At 57.3% G+C, this 17674-nt stretch carries 22 protein-coding genes and 1 other RNA gene; 8 read left to right on the top strand and 15 right to left on the bottom strand.

Translation table 11 applies throughout. The features are described 5' to 3' along the window. Positions 1-60: 60 nt before the first annotated feature. Positions 61-915 (top strand): zinc metalloprotease HtpX, encoded by an 855-nt coding sequence (gene htpX / locus F552_RS0108080; protein WP_018151228.1) that lies wholly within the window; start codon positions 61-63, stop codon positions 913-915. 9 nt (positions 916-924) lie between these two features. On the opposite strand, the gene sugE is transcribed toward htpX, so the two are convergent. The 6 genes from sugE to rnpB form a co-directional block, all read right to left on the bottom strand. Then, a complete protein-coding gene (sugE, locus tag F552_RS0108075; protein WP_018151227.1) occupies positions 925-1239 on the bottom strand; it encodes a quaternary ammonium compound efflux SMR transporter SugE in 315 nt (104 codons plus the stop codon). 41 nt (positions 1240-1280) lie between these two features. Then, positions 1281-1757, bottom strand: a complete 477-nt coding sequence (locus tag F552_RS0108070) for an outer membrane lipoprotein (protein ID WP_018151226.1) — start codon at positions 1755-1757, stop codon at positions 1281-1283. A 28-nt stretch (positions 1758-1785) separates the two neighbouring features. Further along, positions 1786-2160, bottom strand: a complete 375-nt coding sequence (locus F552_RS0108065) for a diacylglycerol kinase (RefSeq protein ID WP_018151225.1) — start codon at positions 2158-2160, stop codon at positions 1786-1788. Then, complete coding sequence (gene rng / locus F552_RS0108060) at positions 2157-3611, bottom strand: ribonuclease G (RefSeq protein WP_018151224.1); 1455 nt, start codon at positions 3609-3611, stop codon at positions 2157-2159. The genes F552_RS0108065 and rng overlap by 4 nt, the downstream gene beginning before the upstream one ends. Then, positions 3608-4198 carry a Maf family protein gene (locus F552_RS0108055; RefSeq protein ID WP_018151223.1) on the bottom strand — a complete coding sequence of 197 codons (591 nt, stop codon included), beginning with the start codon at positions 4196-4198 and terminating at the stop codon, positions 3608-3610. The genes rng and F552_RS0108055 overlap by 4 nt, the downstream gene beginning before the upstream one ends. A gap of 107 nt (positions 4199-4305) precedes the next feature. Next, positions 4306-4689: RNase P RNA component class A (rnpB, locus tag F552_RS20035), an RNA gene on the bottom strand. Between the two features lie 174 nt (positions 4690-4863). Between rnpB and F552_RS0108050 the strand changes: the two genes are divergently transcribed. Continuing rightward, positions 4864-5283, top strand: a complete 420-nt coding sequence (locus F552_RS0108050) for a PilZ domain-containing protein (protein ID WP_018151222.1) — start codon at positions 4864-4866, stop codon at positions 5281-5283. A gap of 76 nt (positions 5284-5359) precedes the next feature. On the opposite strand, the gene pyrC is transcribed toward F552_RS0108050, so the two are convergent. After that, entirely contained in the window at positions 5360-6391 is a 1032-nt protein-coding gene (gene pyrC / locus F552_RS0108045; RefSeq protein WP_018151221.1) for a dihydroorotase, read from the bottom strand. A 28-nt stretch (positions 6392-6419) separates the two neighbouring features. After that, positions 6420-7463, bottom strand: a complete 1044-nt coding sequence (locus F552_RS0108040) for a potassium channel family protein (protein ID WP_018151220.1) — start codon at positions 7461-7463, stop codon at positions 6420-6422. A gap of 149 nt (positions 7464-7612) precedes the next feature. Here F552_RS0108040 and F552_RS0108035 point away from each other — a divergent pair, with 149 nt between their 5' ends. The 3 genes from F552_RS0108035 (at position 7613) to F552_RS0108025 (ending at position 8539) form a co-directional block, all read left to right on the top strand. Then, entirely contained in the window at positions 7613-7870 is a 258-nt protein-coding gene (locus tag F552_RS0108035) for a hypothetical protein (RefSeq protein WP_018151219.1), read from the top strand. Positions 7871-7986: 116 nt separating this feature from the next. Further along, positions 7987-8340, top strand: coding sequence for a hypothetical protein (locus F552_RS0108030; RefSeq protein WP_018151218.1), 354 nt, complete (start codon positions 7987-7989; stop codon positions 8338-8340). Between the two features lies 1 nt (position 8341). Beyond that, positions 8342-8539: a protein MIGRI gene (locus F552_RS0108025; protein WP_018151217.1), complete on the top strand. Its 198-nt coding sequence runs from the start codon at positions 8342-8344 to the stop codon at positions 8537-8539. Between the two features lie 4 nt (positions 8540-8543). On the opposite strand, the gene F552_RS20015 is transcribed toward F552_RS0108025, so the two are convergent. The 7 genes from F552_RS20015 to F552_RS0107990 form a co-directional block, all read right to left on the bottom strand. After that, positions 8544-9275, bottom strand: a complete 732-nt coding sequence (locus F552_RS20015) for an SPOR domain-containing protein (protein WP_018151216.1) — start codon at positions 9273-9275, stop codon at positions 8544-8546. Beyond that, a complete protein-coding gene (locus tag F552_RS0108015; protein WP_018151215.1) occupies positions 9272-10036 on the bottom strand; it encodes a type III pantothenate kinase in 765 nt (254 codons plus the stop codon). The genes F552_RS20015 and F552_RS0108015 overlap by 4 nt, the downstream gene beginning before the upstream one ends. Beyond that, on the bottom strand, positions 10033-11013 hold the full coding sequence (locus tag F552_RS0108010) for a biotin--[acetyl-CoA-carboxylase] ligase (protein WP_018151214.1): 981 nt from the start codon (positions 11011-11013) through the stop codon (positions 10033-10035). Before F552_RS0108010 ends, F552_RS0108015 begins: the two co-directional genes overlap by 4 nt. Before the next feature lie 34 nt (positions 11014-11047). Continuing rightward, the gene (locus tag F552_RS18780) at positions 11048-11482 is read right to left on the bottom strand and encodes an acyl-CoA thioesterase (RefSeq protein WP_018151213.1); all 435 of its coding nucleotides are present in this window, start codon (positions 11480-11482) and stop codon (positions 11048-11050) included. Between the two features lie 8 nt (positions 11483-11490). Beyond that, positions 11491-12711, bottom strand: a complete 1221-nt coding sequence (locus F552_RS20010; RefSeq protein ID WP_156802260.1) for a carbonic anhydrase — start codon at positions 12709-12711, stop codon at positions 11491-11493. A 76-nt stretch (positions 12712-12787) separates the two neighbouring features. Then, complete coding sequence (locus F552_RS0107995; RefSeq protein WP_026182511.1) at positions 12788-13417, bottom strand: LysE family translocator; 630 nt, start codon at positions 13415-13417, stop codon at positions 12788-12790. 104 nt (positions 13418-13521) lie between these two features. Beyond that, complete coding sequence (locus tag F552_RS0107990; RefSeq protein ID WP_026182510.1) at positions 13522-14526, bottom strand: AI-2E family transporter; 1005 nt, start codon at positions 14524-14526, stop codon at positions 13522-13524. Between the two features lie 221 nt (positions 14527-14747). Here F552_RS0107990 and F552_RS0107985 point away from each other — a divergent pair, with 221 nt between their 5' ends. The 3 genes from F552_RS0107985 to nadD all read left to right on the top strand — a co-directional run bounded on the left by F552_RS0107985 (position 14748) and on the right by nadD (position 17668). Next, the gene (locus F552_RS0107985; protein WP_169333582.1) at positions 14748-15596 is read left to right on the top strand and encodes a flagellar brake protein; all 849 of its coding nucleotides are present in this window, start codon (positions 14748-14750) and stop codon (positions 15594-15596) included. Positions 15597-15744: 148 nt separating this feature from the next. Beyond that, on the top strand, positions 15745-17001 hold the full coding sequence (locus F552_RS0107980) for a glutamate-5-semialdehyde dehydrogenase (RefSeq protein WP_018151208.1): 1257 nt from the start codon (positions 15745-15747) through the stop codon (positions 16999-17001). A gap of 10 nt (positions 17002-17011) precedes the next feature. After that, a complete protein-coding gene (nadD, locus tag F552_RS0107975) occupies positions 17012-17668 on the top strand; it encodes a nicotinate-nucleotide adenylyltransferase (protein WP_018151207.1) in 657 nt (218 codons plus the stop codon). Positions 17669-17674 lie beyond the last annotated feature (6 nt).

Below are 17674 nucleotides of genomic sequence, written 5' to 3'. Positions count from 1 at the left end.
CCGATTTGCCCTGATCTAACCCGTACGCCGTGAAAACGGTAGCGATGGAGTCATGGAAAAATGATCGGAAACTGGTTCAAGACAACCCTGCTGATGGCTGCCATTACCGGCCTTTTCGGGGTGATTGGTCTCATGCTGGGGGGCAAAGCAGGCTTGCTGATTGCCTTGCTGTTTGCCGGCGGGATGAACTTCTGGGCTTATTGGTTCTCGGACCAGGCTGTCCTGCGCATGTACAACGCACGCCAGGTGGATGCCCAATCTGCCCCGCAGTTCTACCAGATGGTGGCGGAACTGGCCCATAACGCCGGTTTGCCCATGCCGAAAGTCTTCATCATCGATGAGGCACAACCAAACGCATTTGCCACCGGACGCAACCCGGAGCACGCGGCCGTGGCTGCAACGACGGGTATCATGCGGGTGCTGACGGAGCGCGAATTGCGCGGGGTAATGGCGCACGAGCTGGCGCACATCAAGCATCGGGATACCCTGATTTCGACCCTGACTGCATCGGTTGCGGGTGCGATTTCGGCAATTGCCAACTTTGCCATGTTTTTTACCGGTGGTTCGCGCGACGACGAGCGCAGCGTGAATCCGATCGTGGCGATTCTGATCATGATTTTTGCACCGCTGGCCGCCACCCTGATCCAGATGGCCATTTCACGGGCGCGAGAGTTTGAAGCCGACCGTGGCGGCGCGGCAATCAGTGGTGACCCGTTGGCCTTGGCCAGTGCGTTGCAGAAGATCGAACGCTATGCCCAAGGCTATCACATGATGCCTGCCGAGCAGCATCCGGAAACGGCACAGATGATGATCATCAACCCCTTGTCCGGCAGCGGTATCACCGGCCTGTTCCGGACGCATCCGGAAACCAGCGAGCGGGTTGACCGCCTGATGGCCATGGCACAAGCGCGCTAAGGTAGCAGCCTAAGGTGCCAGTTTCAAACCGACAATGCCGCAAATGATCAGCCCGAGGCTGACCATTCTGGCCAGATTCATGGGCTCGCCCAGCAAGGCGATGCCCATGATGACGGTCCCTACCGCTCCGATACCCACCCATACCGCGTAAGCCGTACCGACCGGCAGCTGTTTCATGGCCATATTCAGCAATACAATGCTGATGAGCATGGCAATGCCCGTGCCGATGCTGGGCCACAGACGGGTAAACCCGACCGTGTATTTGAGGCCGATGGCCCAGACTACTTCAAAAATGCCTGCCAGAACCAAGATAAACCAGGACATGTTGCACCCTGCTGCAAAAAATGGAGAAATCGTGCTGACGGTCAGTGAGTGACGCGGCTTTCGCCCTGACCCGTCAACACATTGACCCGATCACCGACACGGAAGGATTCGGTTGCCTCTTGCACGATGGCAATGGTCCGGCCGTTATCCAGTTGCACGGTAATTTCAATGCCATCGGTCTGGGTGGTGTTGCGTTCGATGGCCGATCCTGCCAGGCCGCCAAGTATGCCGCCAATGACACCACCTACAATCTGGCCATCCCCACCGCCCACATGGCTGCCGGCGATACCACCGACAATGCCGCCACCAATTGTGCCGACGCCGCTATTGGTGCCTTCGATCTTGACCATGCGGACATTGCGGACAATGCCGGTTTCTACGGTCTGTACCGTTCTGGCACTGCCACGGCTATACACCTCGCCGGACTTGCTGGATGCGCAACCGGCCAGCAAGGCAACGGCCAGGCTCGCTGCCAGCAGGCCTTTGAGGGGGAATGCGAAGATGGATGCGGATTTCATGGAGGAGATCCTTTCACGGAAAGGCGGCTCAGGCGCCACCAAAGGCCAGCCACAGGGCGTATGCCCAGACGGTAATACACACCAGCAAGGTAACCAGTACGGCTGCGCTGCCGAGATCCTTGGCCAGTTTGGCCAGGTCGTGGCGTTCTGGCGACGCCAGGTCAACCACGGCCTCAATGGCCGAATTGAGTAGCTCGACGACCAGTACGGCCAGGGTCGAGCCCAGCAGTCCCAGCTTGACCCCGATGGCGACCGGTAACCAGAGGCCAAACGGGATCAGTACGATCAGCGCGATCAGCTCCTGCCGGATGGCTGCCTCACGCTGCCAGCCCGTCTTGAAACCGTCCATCGAGTAGCCGAAGGCATGGATCAGCCGGGTCAGACCGGTTTTGCCGGGCTTCATGACAGCACCACGTCGTATTGTTCCTGGCTGTACTGGGTTTCTACCTGCAAGCGGATCGGTTTGCCGATAAAGTCGGCCAGCTGGGCCAGACTTTGCGATTCTTCATCCAGAAACACCTCAATCACGGCTTGCGATGCCAGCACCCGGTATTCACGGGCGTTGTACTGGCGGGCTTCCCGCACCACTTCGCGCAGAATCTCGTAACACATGGTTTGTGCGGTCTTGATCTGGCCACGGCCCTGGCAGGTCGGGCAAGGTTCGCACAGGATGTGGGCCAGGCTCTCGCGCGTGCGCTTGCGGGTGAGCTCGATCAGGCCGAGGTTGGTAAAGCCGTTGATGGTGACCCGGGTACGGTCGCGCGACATGGCTTTGGTCAGTTCGGCCAGTACGGCGGTACGGTGCTCTTCGCTATCCATGTCGATAAAGTCGATCAGGATCATGCCCCCCAGGTTGCGCAAGCGCAGCTGGCGGGCAATGGCTTGCGTGGCTTCCAGGTTGGTTTTGAAAATGGTGTCGTCAAAATTGCGGGTGCCGACAAAACCACCGGTGTTAACGTCAATGGTGGTCATGGCTTCGGTCTGGTCGATGATCAGGTAACCGCCGAATTTCAGATTGACGCGGCGCGAAAGGGCGCGCTCGATTTCGGCTTCTACACCGTAGGTCTCAAACACCGGGCGCTCGCCACTGTAGTGGCTGATCCGGTCCACAACGCCGGAGACAAACTGTTCGGCAAAGTCCTGCATTTTCTGGAAGGTTTCGCGCGAGTCGACGCGGATCACCCGGGTTTCCGGATTGACGAAGTCGCGCAAGACACGGATCGGCATCGACAGATCCTGGAACAACAGGGATTTGCTGGGCGCACGGCGCGACGACTCCTGGATGCTGTCCCAGATTTTTTGCAGGTAGCTGATGTCGGCATTGAGCTCGTCGTCGCTGGCCGTTTCTGCGCTGGTGCGCAGGATGTAACCATTCTGGTTGTCTTGCGGCAGCAGGCGGGTCAGGCGTTCTTTCAGGTGCTCGCGTTCAGTATCGTTGCCGATGCGCTGGGAAATGCCGATGTGATGTTCTTGCGGCAGCAAGACCAGATACCGGCCAGCCAGCGAAATCTGGGTGGACAGACGGGCACCTTTGGTGCCGATCGGGTCCTTGATGACCTGTACCACCACGGTCTGGCCTTCGTGCAGGAGTTTTTCGATTCTGAGGTCCGGGTTCGGATGGTGGCGCTGCTCGAACAGATCGGCAATGTGCAAAAAGGCGGCACGTTCCAGGCCGATTTCGATAAAGGCGGACTGCATGCCCGGCAACACGCGGCGCACCTGGCCCAGATAGATGTTTCCGACCAGTCCGCGTTGTGCTTCACGCTCGATGTGAAGCTCCTGGACAATGCCGTCTTCCATGACCGCCACCCGGGTTTCCTGCGGCGTTACGTTGATAAGAATTTCCTGGTTCATAGTATCGGGTATCCGAATGCTTGCAATAATTGGCCGGTTTCAAAAAGCGGTAATCCCATTACCCCAGTGTAGCTGCCTTCCAGATGCGATACAAACAGGGCAGCCGTTCCCTGGATGCCATAGGCACCCGCTTTGTCCATGGGCTCGCCAGTGTCGATATAGGCTGCGATCTCGGCGTCGCTCAGAGCCCGGAAATAGACTTGGGTAATGACATTGTTAACAACAAAGCGTTCCCCGTCGGTCACCGCAATGGCGGTCATGACCTGATGGGATGTGTCGCTGTACCGGCGCAGCATGGCCGTTGCATCAGCAGCATCTACCGGCTTGCCCAGAATGTCGTTGCCGATGACCACACTGGTATCGGCCGCCAGCAGCCATGTCGAGGTGCTGCCCGCAGGCCGCATTTGCCAGCCGGCACGGGATTTTTGCTCTGCCATGCGACAGACGTACGCGGCCGGCAATTCGTCTGGCAGCGGTGTTTCGTCAATATCCGGGGCAAAGTGTTCGAAAGGGATGCCGATCTGGGTGAGGAGCTCGCGGCGTCTTGGGCTATTGGAGGCGAGCAGAATGCTTGGCTTGTGTGTCATGGAGGCTAGGACGGGTAAAGGCCACGGTTGAATGGACAGGGCATGGCAGCAGGTGTCACGCCCGTTGGGTATTACGTAAAACAGGCGCTGTGCCTGTCTTGGCGAAAACTGGAAGTTCGCCGATAAGCCGGGTTCTGTTGGTCTGGCTACCGTTACCGGCAGACAGGCCCGACAATCATTCCTCTAGGCCCGTTATTGCTAACGGGCTCAAGCAACCTACCCGCAGACTCGGGGGGCCCCCTCAACGTCTGCCTATTTGGTCTTGCTCCGGATGGGGTTTACCCTGCCAGACTGTGTTGCCACAGCTGCGGTGCGCTCTTACCGCACCTTTTCACCCTTACCTGATCCTCTTGCGAGGCCATCGGCGGTTCAGCTCTCTGTTGCACTTTCCGTCGCCTTCCGACGCCCGGCCGTTAGCCGGCATCCTGCCCTGTGGAGCCCGGACTTTCCTCCCCCAGTCAAAGACTGGCAGCGATTGTCTGGCGAACTTCCGTTGTCATTCTATCATGCTATGTGCTGTTGCAGGCAGGTGATGCGCAATGGAGTACTGGCAAGCGTCCTGGCAGTTGGGCGATAATGGCGGTCTTGATTTTTAGACCCTTGACCTGATCTTTGAGGTCGGGGTTGCAAAGTTGCCATCAATACATCAGACAAGGGAAGCAGTTGTGTTAGAGGAGTATGACCTGGAAGCGCAGGCGAAAGAGGTCCTGCAGGATGGTTCAGGGTCAACCGTCGGAAACAAAGGCTGGGGGCGCCCGGAGGAGCGGCGCAGCAGTGTACGCAAGGTGTATGTGACGCGGGTGCTGGTATTGCTGCCGGACGGCAAGCTGTTTGAAGGCAAGACGTTTGATGTGTCCGAACAGGGTTTGTCGTTACTGGCGCCGTTCAATCTGCCCGCCAATATCAAGTGCAAGATGCGGTTTGAGCTGATTACCGCACAGTCAAAACAGTTATGTGAAGTCGATGCCGTGGTGAATTACAGCGTGTGCCAGTCCCAAGGGTTCAAGGTCGGCATGCAGTTTACCTTGGTGAGCAGTCCAAACCAGACGGCGATTCGCCAGTTCCTCAATAGCAAGCAACGGTAATCTTCTTACTGGCGTCACCTGCCGGATGATGCCGTCCAGACATGAAAGACCATGACTGGACGGTGACCCTGTATGACTAGGCCAGTTTCCATTGCAGGGTCTCACCTGCGCGAAGCGGAATCAGCTGATCCTGCCCGTATGGCAGGCTTTCCGGAACCGTCCATTCCTGTTTGACGAGGGTAATGGTGCCGGTGTTGCGCGGCAGCTGGTAAAAGTCCGGGCCGTTAAAGCTGGCAAAGGCTTCCAGTTTGTCCAGCGCGTTGGCAGACTCGAATGCCTCTGCGTACAGCTCCATGGCGGTCAGTGCCGTGTACATGCCGGCACACCCACAACTGGCTTCCTTGGTGTGACGGGCGTGTGGCGCACTGTCGGTACCCAGGAAGAACTTGCTGCTGCCGGAAGTGGCGGCTTCCAGCAAGGCGACCCGGTGGATTTCCCGCTTGAGTACGGGCAGGCAGTAATGGTGCGGACGAATGCCGCCGGTAAACAGCGCATTGCGGTTCATCAGCAGGTGATGTGCTGTCAGGGTGGCGGCCACGTTGGCAGGCGCTTCCATCACGAACTCGGCAGCATCGGCGGTGGTAATGTGCTCGAATACCACTTTTAGTTTGGGGTAACGGGCCAGCAGGGGCACCATGACCCGGTCGATGAACACTTTTTCCCGGTCAAAGATGTCGATCTGGCTGTCGGTAACTTCACCGTGCACCAGTAACGGCATGCCGGCCTCCTGCAGGGCGGCCAGTGCATCGCCGCAACGGGCCAGCAGGTCGGTAACGCCCGCATCCGAGTTGGTCGTAGCGCCCGCGGGATAGAGTTTGACGGCAACCACTGCACCGCTGGCTTTGGCTTTCTGGATTTCTTCACCCGACGTATTGTTGGTCAGGTACAGGGTCATCAGCGGGGTAAAGTCTGCGCCTGCGGGTAAGGCCGCCAGGATGCGGTCGCGGTAAGCCAACGCCAGTTCGGTGGTGGTGACTGGCGGTTTCAGGTTTGGCATGATGATGGCACGGCCAAACTGGCGGGCAGTGTCAGGTAACACGGCAGCCAGTGCCTCCGCATCACGCAGGTGCAAATGCCAGTCGTCCGGGCGGGTCAGGGTAAGTTGCATACGGGTTCCTTGCGGCAAGTCTTGAGCCTCAGACGCGAATGCCCAGCCGTTTGTTCAGGCTGGCAATGCGCTCTGCGTCTCCAATCAAAATCAGGGTGTCCAGTGCTGCCAAAGCAGTCTGGGCTGGCGGGTTAAAGCGGTGGCCTGAACCATTGGCAGGCAAGACGGCCACCAGCGAGACATCCGGTTCATGCAGGATGTGCAGGTCACCCAGGGTTTTGCCGATCACGGGCGAACCACTCGGGATTTGCAGTTCTTCCACACGTACCGAGCGCTCTGCCACCCCCAGCATCATATCCAGAAATGTTACCACACTTGGCCGGACCATCTCCGAGACCATGCGCAAGCCGCCGATAAAATTCGGCATGACCACGCTGTCTGCCCCCACCTGGCGGAGTTTCTTGAGCGAGCTTTCTTCTACCGCCTTGGCAATGATCCTGAGCTTGGGGTTCAGGTCTCTGGCGGTCAGTACCACAAACAGGTTGTCGGCATCGTGATGCAGGGTGCTGATCAGCCCGGCGGCCCGCTCGATACCGGCCTGACGCAAGGTGTCTTCATGCGTGGCGTCCCCCTGGATGCAGTAAACGTTAGGCGATTCAAGCTTTTCCAGGCGTAAGGGGTCCATGTCGATGACGACAAATTTCTGCCGGGCCTTGAGCAGCTCTGCAATGGCATACTGGCCTGTCTGGCTATTGCCGCATACGATGATGTGATCGGAGAGGTCGGAAATGGCTCGTTCCATGGTCATTTTTCTGAGTGCCTTTCTGAGGTCACCTTCCAGCAGAGAGGTGATGAATCCGGTAACGCTATACACCATGATACCCGAGCCAAACAGGATCAGGATCATGGTAAAAATCTTACCCACGGTATCAAGCGGGTGGGTTTCGCCATAGCCGATGGTGGCCAGGGTGATGATGGTCATGTACAGACTGTCAAAGAATGACCAGTGCTCCAGCAGCATATAACCGGCAGCGCCGCCCAGCACCAAGGCAAACAGCAGACCGTTAAACCAGAGGATTTTCCGGTAAATGGGGTGTTGCCATAGTCTTATCAGAAATTCAATACGCTTCATCAGGCCTCGGATCGTCCGTCTGTCATTTGGTCGCTATCGCTACTGCATATGCCCGCACGCGGTAGCAGGAAATCATTTAAAATTAAAGAAATCAGCAGCTTGTGCCGATAAATCCATCAGAAGCATTGCATCATGATGGAGGGCATTTCATGATTCAGATCAACAAGGTTTCTGCCGTACCCGCCACAGAACGTCCTGCGGTTCCTGCCGTTGAGGGCGCGGAGCCGGTTACGCCGCAAGAACACGCCGATAAACGCGTGAACCCGGTCGACCAGCATGCCAAATCCGATGACGAGCGTCGCCATAAAGACCGGCGCAAACGCTTCTTGCAGGTCAGCAAAGACCGCAGAAACGATTTCGATCGCCGTACCGGGCGTCCGAACTCCACCTTCCTTGTCAAAGCCTGAATCCGCTTAAAGCCCGTCAGTATGGCATGATGCATGCGACATGTACTACCATGGGCATCCCTGCATGCGTACACGGGCATGCCAGCGTACCTTCAATATAAGCGATGTTAGCAATTATGAAAAAACAATCTCTGATTTGTATCATGCTGTCGGCTGGTCTGCTGGCAATGTCTGCTGCCGATGCCAGTCCGGCAGAGGATGAAGTGCAGCACGCCCAGCTGTGGCGAGACATGAAAAACAACGAGGCCGACTCGGCGGTACAACAACACAAGGATGCCGAGTTCCGTTACCAGCAGGCCCGGAAAAAACTGGAAGAAGCGCAAAAAGCCGTGGATGAGGCGCAAAAAGAGCGTGAGCGTCTGGCCAGAAAAGAACAGGATGCCCAGGCGCAGCTGAAAGCCGCAGATGCCCGCCTGGACAAGGCATGGAAGGTGCTGGAGCAAGAGCGCAAAGGCCAGCAAGGGCAATGAGGTGCTGATCGCTCCTTTACGTTACGCGGGTCTGCTGCTGGTTGTCTTGCTGTTTGTGGTCGTGTATGTGCACCTGTTTTCACCCCGGCTGCGCAAAACCATGCGCGGGCATACGGTGCGCATTGCCTGGGTGTTTGTGCTGGCCAGTGCAGCTTATATGCTGGTGAAACTCTGGGGACAGTTTCACCCGCCACGCTAAAGACTCAGGGTGAACAGGCGATTTTGTTCAGACGGGGCCCCGCCAGGCTTTTGACCAATTCAGTCAGACGGGTAGCCTTGTCTGCATCCAGCTTCCGGAATTCGGTTTTCCAGGTACGGGTGACCGGTTCACGCGCGCCGACCACGGCCGAGCGCACCCCTTGTGCCTGCAATACCCCCAACTGTTTGTCTGCCGCTTCGCGGGACGAGAAAATCCCCAAGGAAATGGCAAACTGCCATTTGCTCTGATCCTGAATGATGAAAAAGTCCGTTACATTCAGCGCTTTCAGCTGTTCACCTTTTTTCTGCGCACCGGGCAGGGAGCCCTGTGGCGGGATATATACCCAGTATTTGTCGGCTGTTTCTTCCATGACGGGTTTGACAGGCGCCACGCGCAACGCTTTCAGCCCGGCTCTGGCCTGATTCCAGATCGCATCCGGGACGGGACCCCAGTCAAAGCAGACCAGTGCAGTTGCCGCCGATGTCTCCAATGGCCGGGTGGAGGCGGGTGCTTCCGGTACGCTCGCGGCTTGCTCTGCTTCGGCTACCTTGCTTGCCACCGGCTCTGCCGGTTTGCTGGGGCTGGCGGGCGGAATATCCTGCTCACTGACAATGTGGATTTGCTGTGCCTGTTCTTCCGGCTCCAGTGTCTGTGTGTTTTTGTCCGAATGATGCAGCTGGTACCAGCCGAAGAGGCCGATATTGGCCAGCAGTGCGATGATGAACCATGATTTCATGATGACGCTTTTACCTTGAATAAGTCACTGGCGACGCAGGCCAGTCCGTCCAGTACCAGATGATCCACAATGACACAGGGCAGGTTCAGGTGAGGGGCGATTTTGTCGGCATCTCCGCCCGAAAGTACGCACTGCCCGGGGGTAATGCCATCCTGCAGCATCTGGTGAGCCATCTGCATGATGCTGCCTGCCAGCGCCTGAATGGCGCCGGAATATAACGCATTGCCGGTATTGTCCGGGTATGCCTGCCATTCGCCGGGCTGGCGCGGCAAACCGGCGGTCCCGCTGGCCAGGGATGCAAGCATCAGCTGCAAGCCCGGTACGATCAGTCCGCCGCAAAACACGCCTTGCTCGTCCAGTACGTCTACCGTCAGAGCGGTACCGGCATTGACCACCAGTGAATGCGCGGGTGACAGGTGGTGCACCGCAATCAGTGAGGCCCAGCGGTCCGGCCCCAGTTTTTCTGGTGCCTGATACTGGTTGGTGATGCCGTGCGACTGGCGCTCCGGCACCAGCCAGGTCATGCGTCCCTGGCTTGCCGTATCAATGGCTTGCCGGAGATGGGCGCCGGCCACATGGCTGCCGATCAGCAGGCGTGCATCGCGCAGCAAGGGGTTGTCCGTGAGCCACGCTGCCAATGCATCGTGGTCGAGCGTGCCCTTGTCTTGCCAGTCTTCCGTCACCAGATTGTAGGCCCCCCATTTGATCCGGGTGTTGCCGACATCGATCAGCAGGGCATAGGGTGCGTGTGTATTCGTCATGTGGCCGCCCGCAGGGATACATCGCCCGCATACACGGTCTGGATGCAGGTACCGGTTTCTATCAGCAAGGCACCTAGCGCATCTACGCCACAGGCGACACCGCTACTCAGGATTTCACAGCCCTGGACAATGTTCACCGCCCGGTCTTGCCAGGCATGCAGACTTTGCCATTCGCTGCGCAGAGGGGCAAAGCCGTCCTGGGTGAAGGTATTGAGGATATGGGCCAGCTCATCTAGCAGGATGGCCAGCAACGCATTGCGGGAAGGTGTTTGCGACAGATGCTCAGCCAAGTCGGTCACGGGCTGGTCAATGTCGTCACGCTGCAGGTCAGAAAGACGCACATTCAGCCCGATGCCGATAATGGCCTGGATCGGCCCCAATGCATCCCCTTGGGTTTCAATCAGGATACCGGCCAGCTTCCTTGGCCCGATCAAGACATCGTTTGGCCACTTGAGCATGGCTTGCGTCATGCCGATGCGCCTGAGGGCCCGGATAATGGCGATACCGGTCGCCAGACTCAGGCCGGATAACCGGGCAATGCCAAACGGAAAATCCCAGCGCAGAGAAAAAGCCAGACTGCCGCCCAGCGTGCTTTGCCACTGCCGGCCGCGCCGGCCACGACCGCCGGTCTGGCATTCGGCCACCAGGCAACTGCCGTGCGTATAGTCATCCGGGTGTTGCAGCATCTGGGTATTGGTGGAGTCGGTGACATCCAGCACAGATACGGCCGGACCGGCGACCAGCCGGTGAGACTGGATAACGTGGCTGTCCAGCCAGTCGATCGGATGCGGCAGACGGTAGCCCTTGCCATGCACGCTCTGCACATTGACGCCAAAGGTACGGGCCTGTTGCAACGCCAGCGAGATGGAGGCCCGGGAAACGTGCAGTTGCTCGGCCAGGTACTCGCCGGAACAGAATTTGTCGGCGTCCAGACGCTTCAGGGCATCAAGCAACAGGGGTTTGGGCGGAAGGCTCATGTTCTGGCATCCATCTGGCGGAAAGTGATGTGCATCATACCTGTTCTGGCGGGTTTGCCCCACTCCCGGCTTCCAGCATGCGTTGCAGGCGCTCGGCTACGCCGCCTTCAATGACCATGGAGCGGCCGCTGCTGACCGACATGACGGCCAGCGTCACCGTGGCGGCGGTAATCAGTTTGTTGGTATGGGTATGAAAGAGGTGCTGCTGCACCGTGATGTGACGGCGGTTGAAGGCAAGCAGCCGGGTTTCCAGCCGCAGCTCGTCATGCATGTTGGCGGCGCGACGGTACTCGATGTCGATGCTGACCACCACATATGCGTGGCCTTCGGCCTCCAGGGTTTGCAGGTCGACAAACTGTTCAAACAGTGACCAGCGGCCTTCTTCCATGAACTCCAGGTAACGTGCGTTATTGACATGGCCGTAGCCATCCAGGTGATATCCGCGGATCTTGATCGGTAAAGTATGCATGCCAATGTTTACGGGGTGGTTTTCTTGACGGGTTTTTTCTTGCTGACCGTCGTTTCGGTCGTCATGCCGGCAAGCTGCTTGCTGATTTTTGTCTTGTCGGTTTCGCCGTTGAAGTTCACGATCACCAGCTTGCCCGGGCCTTCTTTCAGGTCATCCCTGAAGTCATAAACGGCCCCCATCACGGTCAGTTTCTTGCTTTTGACTTCTTCGCCAAACAGGGCGCGCGCCGCCCGCACCTGGATATTGACGTTCTTGATCACGTTATCGGTAAGAGACGCACTTTTGTCGATTTGCAAGGTGGACAATTCTTTTTTGATGGAGGGCGACTCTTCCGAGTAGTCGCTCATGGCCGCCTTGATGGCACCGCAGGCGACATGCCCCACAAAGATCAGCAGCGGTGTTTTGAGGTGGTGGACGCCATACTCCACCGAGCCCTGGTTGCTGAACAGCTGGTTGCCGATATTGCGAACCATGAAGAGATCGCCTTCCGGGGTCTGGTCGAACGCCGCCGTCTGCACGCGGGAGTCTGCGCAAGTCACCACTGTGGCACGCGGATATTGGCCATCCTTGATGGGGTCAAAGAAGCTGGCCGGATGGGTTTTCATGAAGTAGGCATTGTCGTTCAGCAGGTTGCGGACAATCCCTTTGAGCTGCGCTTCTTCCGTCAGCTCGGTTTTCCCCTGGGCAGGCATGACCAGCGCCGGTTTGGCGGGTTCGCTAGCAGCTTCTTTTTTTGGCGCTTCTACTGGTTTGGCTGCAGCAGCGGGTTTGGCAGCTGGTGCTGGCTTGACGGGTTTTGCCGGTTTTGGGGGGACTACCGGTTTGACGGCTACGGGCGGTGCGACTTTGCAGGCGATGTTAAAACGCCGCTCATCCATGGAACCCGGTACGACGGGTTGTGCTTTGTCGTCCCCGTTGATGCGTTTGATTTCTTCATCGGCCAGATCATAGTACACGGTCAGCAAGGGGGTCTGGGTGCGCTTGTCACAGGCATACTGGGTTTGCGTGGCCACCGTCTTGAAGAAGAAGTCACCCGGGTCTGCCTGTACCGGCCGGTTGTAGCGCTCCCGCGCCCACATTTTGGCTGTCATGCCTTTGGTTTCCAGCGTGGCTTCATCAATGGCCAGCGTGACCTGAATGTCGCTGAAGATGGGTTTCCATGCGGCATGGGCGGGCAGGTGGAGCAAGGCCAGAAGCGAAAAAAATCCGAGAATCCGTTGGCGTGACATGTTGTACATCCGTTTGGGCTACCCGGCACCAACCGGGTAGCATCATGAGTGCTTTAAAGGGGTGTAGGGCTGATTACTAGTGGCGAATCGCCGCCATGGCTGCACCAAACCCCATGAAAACGCCGCCAGTAGCGCGGTTGAAGTTTTTCAGTACCCGGGCATTTTGCAAATACACGGCAATTTTGCGGCCACTGCCGGCGTACACCAGATACCAGCCTGCCTCGACAATGGTAAAGGTCAGCAGCAGGATGCTGAATTGCGGCAAGGCCGGGCTTTTCTGATCAATGAACTGGGGAAAGAAGGCTGCCGCAAACAGTAGCGCTTTCGGGTTGCTGGCCGCGACCAGAAAGCCTTGTTTGAACAGGGTATTCCAGTGACTGTCTTTCAGCGGTGCCGTGGTGCCCGGGCCTTGGGTGGTGTCGACCGGGGCTCTCCAGCACTTGTAACCTAGCCAGACCAGATAAGCCGCGCCGATCCAGCGCAGGGTGTCAAACACAACCGGCCAGGCTTTGAGTAGCGCGCCCAGCCCGGCTGCAGAGATGGAGAGCATGATCAGCAAAGCGGTCATGCAGCCCACCATGGTGCCCAGCGCCGGTCTGAAGCCATGCCGGACGCTATGCGTCATGACCAGCAGCATGTTGGGTCCTGGCGTGGCAGAAATCACGAATGTGGTCATCAGGTATAACCACCAGGTATCAAGATGCATGGCAAACTCCAGTTTGGGACGGCAATCAGCACATTTTGACGGGGATTTACCGCCACGGCAACCGGCGCCACGCAATACCATGAGAAACCATGGGGGATCGGGGCCTAAATGAGTCCCTGGCGGACCAGCTCCCGCTTGAGATACGCATAATAGACCGGCGCGGCAATCACACCTGCCAGCCCAAAGACCGACTCCATGACCAGCATGGCAATCAGGATTTCCCAGGCAGCCGCATGAATGCGGGTACCGATGATTTTGGCATTCAGGAAATATTCCAGCTTGTGAATCATGACCAGATACGCCAGCGATGCAATGGCGGTTTGCGGCGAGTGGCTCATGCTGACCACGACGATAATGGTATTGGAGGCCAGATTGCCGAGCACCGGAATCAGCCCCAGCAAAAAGGTCAGGGCAATCATGGTTTTGACCAGCGGCAGCTGGATACCCACCAAGGGCAGGATCACCACCAGATAAATGCCCGTCAGGGTGGCATTGACGGCCGCAATCTTGATCTGGGCAAACACCACGTCACGGAAAGACACCGAGAACCGGTGAATGTGCCCCAGCAAGGCCTGGCCAAAAGGTCCTAGCGGTTTGGGGCGGACCATGTCCTGTAGCGCCACCAGGCCGCCGATGATCATGCCGATCAGAATCTGGATCAGCACCACGCCAATTTCTTTGCCGATGCGCTGCAACTCGTCGGCATGCTCGCGCAACCAGCCAATCAACAGGTCTTTCAGGGCATGAATGTCTACCGGCAGGTAGCCATCGAGTACACTCGGTATCAGGTTGCGGGATTCCGCAATGATATCGGCCATTTTCTGCAATAACAGGGTGACATTGCCAGAGCCGCCCCGCAGCAGCAGCAAGAACGAGAAACCCAGCAACACCAGTAGCGAAATCACGATGGCCGCCAGCAGGGCCACGACCAGCAGCTTGGCCTTGCCCGCTTCCAGTTTGCCCCGCCAGACACGGGGCGCGAGCATCACGACCAGCTCGTGCACCAGCAAGCCGCCCAGCAAGGCAGGCAGCAGATGCGTATATTCTATGAAAACCAGTACCAATACTGCACCAAGGATGTCATAGGGCAGCGGTTTGCGAACAGTCATGCGATTTCTCAGTTGGGCAGCAAAAACAGATTGAACAAAATAGTACTTGTTTTTCTCAATGTATATGATAAAAATCAATGTGATACAAGCATGTTTTTACCTAAAACATAAAATGTGCGTTATGATGAATTTTGTCCTGATCGGATAATGTTTAAAGCATAAATATGGCTCATACGGATCTTATGCCGCTTAGGCGTCAAGACTTTGAGATTGGCAAAGTCTTGCAATGGCCTATCTTTGACCGCAATCATAACCTGTTACTGAAACAAGGGCAGGTAATTCGGTCTGATCGTCAACTCGAAACCCTGCTGCAGCTTGGCCTGTATCGGGACGGACACTGGCGACCAGCCAAAGTGACGCGGCCTGTAGAAATCGAAGAAGAAGACGATGACCCCGTAGAGTCTGCTGACAAGACCGTCTACGAACCGTTTGGCAATGTCCCTTTCAAACTGGGCGATGTACTGCAAATGCGCCCGACCGGGGAAGAAAAAGCGCCTTATTTTGTCAAACTGTATGGTCTGAATGACAAAGGCAGCCTGATTTTGTCGGCACCGTATGTGAACGGCAGCCTGGTTCTGGTACGTGAAGGGCAGCCATTCCGTTTCCGGGCCTTTCTTGGCAAGTCCATCTACGCATTTGATGCAACGGCCATCAAGAGCCACCTCACGCCATACCCTTACTTACATGTAGGCATTCCCAGCAAAGTTCAAGTCATCAATGTCCGGCAAGCCAGCCGGATCACGGTGAATCTGGTGTCATCCATTGAAACCATCGGCGAGTTCGGGGTGGAAAAAATGGCGTGCCTGATCGGTGATTTGAGCATTCATGGTGCCCGCATCAAGATGTCGCGCCTGCTATGCCAGATCGGACAGGAAGTCACGCTGTCATTCAAACTCAACGTCATGGAGACTGACCATTACATCGTGCAACCGGCCGTGGTCAGGAATATCCAGGTAAGTGATGAAGAGAAACAGGCCGTGCATATGGGACTGCAGTTCCATGAAACCGACATGCAACGCAAGCTGATCCTGCAGAACTTTCTGTATCAGCATGTACTCGGTCAATCCTAGAGAACTCCCCCTTTCCGGAAAATCACCGCCATTCTGGTGAAATATTCACAATAGCTGTGTAGAATCAAAGATAAACCCTGTTTTTGTCTGCCTGTAAGCGGCTGCTGTTGCTACAGGTGGCTTTGCCGTTTTTCTCTGGAAGCAACTCATGGACGTCCAACTGTATATGCAGCAACTCGGGCAGGCTGCCCGTCAAGCATCCCGCGCCATGGCCCGGGCCGATACCAACCAGAAAAACAAGGCACTGCTGGCGATTGCCGCTGAAATCGAGGCACGCCGTGCCGAAGTGGTTGCCGCTAACCTGGCCGATGTGGAAGCTGCCCGCGCCAACGGACTGGACCCGGCCATGGTGGACCGTCTGATGCTGTCTGACAAAGCCATTGCCACCATGGTGGAAGGCCTGCACCAGATTGCCGGTCTGGCCGACCCGATTGGCGAGATCACCGACATGAGTTTTCGCCCGTCTGGTATTCAGGTGGGCAAGATGCGCGTCCCGCTTGGCGTGATCGGCATCATTTACGAGGCGCGTCCGAACGTGACCATTGATGCCGCGGCCCTGTGCCTGAAGTCCGGCAATGCCACCATCTTGCGCGGCGGTTCTGAAGCGATTCGCGCCAATCAGGTATTGGCTTCTTGCATCAGCAAGGGGCTGGTGGCGGCTGGCCTGCCGTCCGAAGCAGTACAGGTGGTTGATACCACCGACCGTGCGGCTGTCGGCATGCTGATTACCATGCCGGAATACGTGGACGTGATTGTGCCGCGCGGCGGCAAAGGCCTGATCGAGCGCATCAGCAAGGAAGCCCGCGTACCGGTGATCAAGCATCTGGACGGTATCTGCCATGTGTACATCGATAACGAAGCTGATATCGCCAAAGCCATCCCGATTGCCGACAACGCCAAGACCCATCGCTACGGTACCTGCAACACCATGGAAACCCTGCTGGTGCACAAGGACATTGCCGCCAGCGTGTTGCCGAAACTGGCTGAGGTCTATGCGGCCAAATCGGTCGAGCTGCGTGGCTGTGACGATACCCGCCGTATCCTGTCCGGCATCAAGGCCGCGACCGCAGAAGACTGGTCTACCGAATACCTGGCGCCGATTCTGGCGGTCAAACTGGTGGGCGGGCTGGACGAAGCCATCGATCACATCAACCAGTATGGTTCTCACCATACCGACAGCATCGTGACCGAGAACTACACCAAAGCACGCCGTTTCTTGCGCGAGGTGGATTCGGCTTCGGTCATGGTCAATGCGTCTACCCGCTTTGCCGATGGTTTTGAATATGGTCTGGGTGCAGAAATCGGCATTTCTACCGACAAGATTCATGCCCGCGGTCCGGTGGGGCTGGACGGGCTGACCAGTCAGAAATACGTGGTGCTGGGTGACGGACAAATCCGTCAGTAAGGAGTCTGTGTTGCCTGATAGCCGGGTGGTCGGGGTCTTTGGCGGAACGTTTGACCCCATGCATCTTGCCCACCTGCGCATTGTAAAGGCGTTGCGGGACGAGCTGGGGCTGGTCAGGGCGGATGACGAAATTCGCATCATTCCGACCGGGTTGCCGCCGCATCGCCAGCTGGCCATGGCCAGCAATGAAGACCGCCGGCAGATGTGCCTGCTGACCATGGATGGCGAACCCGGGCTGGTGCTGGATGACCGTGAGCTCAAACGGGCAAGGTTCTGCTATACCGTGGAAACGCTGGCAGAATTGCGGGCCGAAGTCGGCAAGGAGACCCCGCTGGTGTTCCTGCTGGGGGGCGATTCGCTCACGCATTTCCATACCTGGCATGACTGGCGGCACATTCTGGACCTGGCGCATTTGGCGGTTGCCGCAAGGCCTGGGGCCGATCTGGCGCATGGTTTGCACCCTGCTGTTGCACAATTGCTGACAGAGAATGCGGAGAAGCCTAGCCGACCAAGGCTAAGTCACGGTAAAATATACGTTTTATCAACGCCGCCAGAAGATATTTCTGCCACAGACTTGCGGATGCGCCTCAAAAATGGTGCTTCTACCGAAGGCTTGCTGGCAGAACCGGTGCGGCGTTTTATTTTGGATAACCGGCTATACCAATAGCCAGGC

The sequence above is a fragment of the Leeia oryzae DSM 17879 genome, from assembly GCF_000376945.1.
Taxonomy (GTDB): Bacteria; Pseudomonadota; Gammaproteobacteria; order Burkholderiales; family Leeiaceae; genus Leeia; species Leeia oryzae.
The sequence above is the reverse complement of the archived record's forward strand: the minus strand, read 5'-3'. Positions and strand labels throughout refer to the sequence as shown.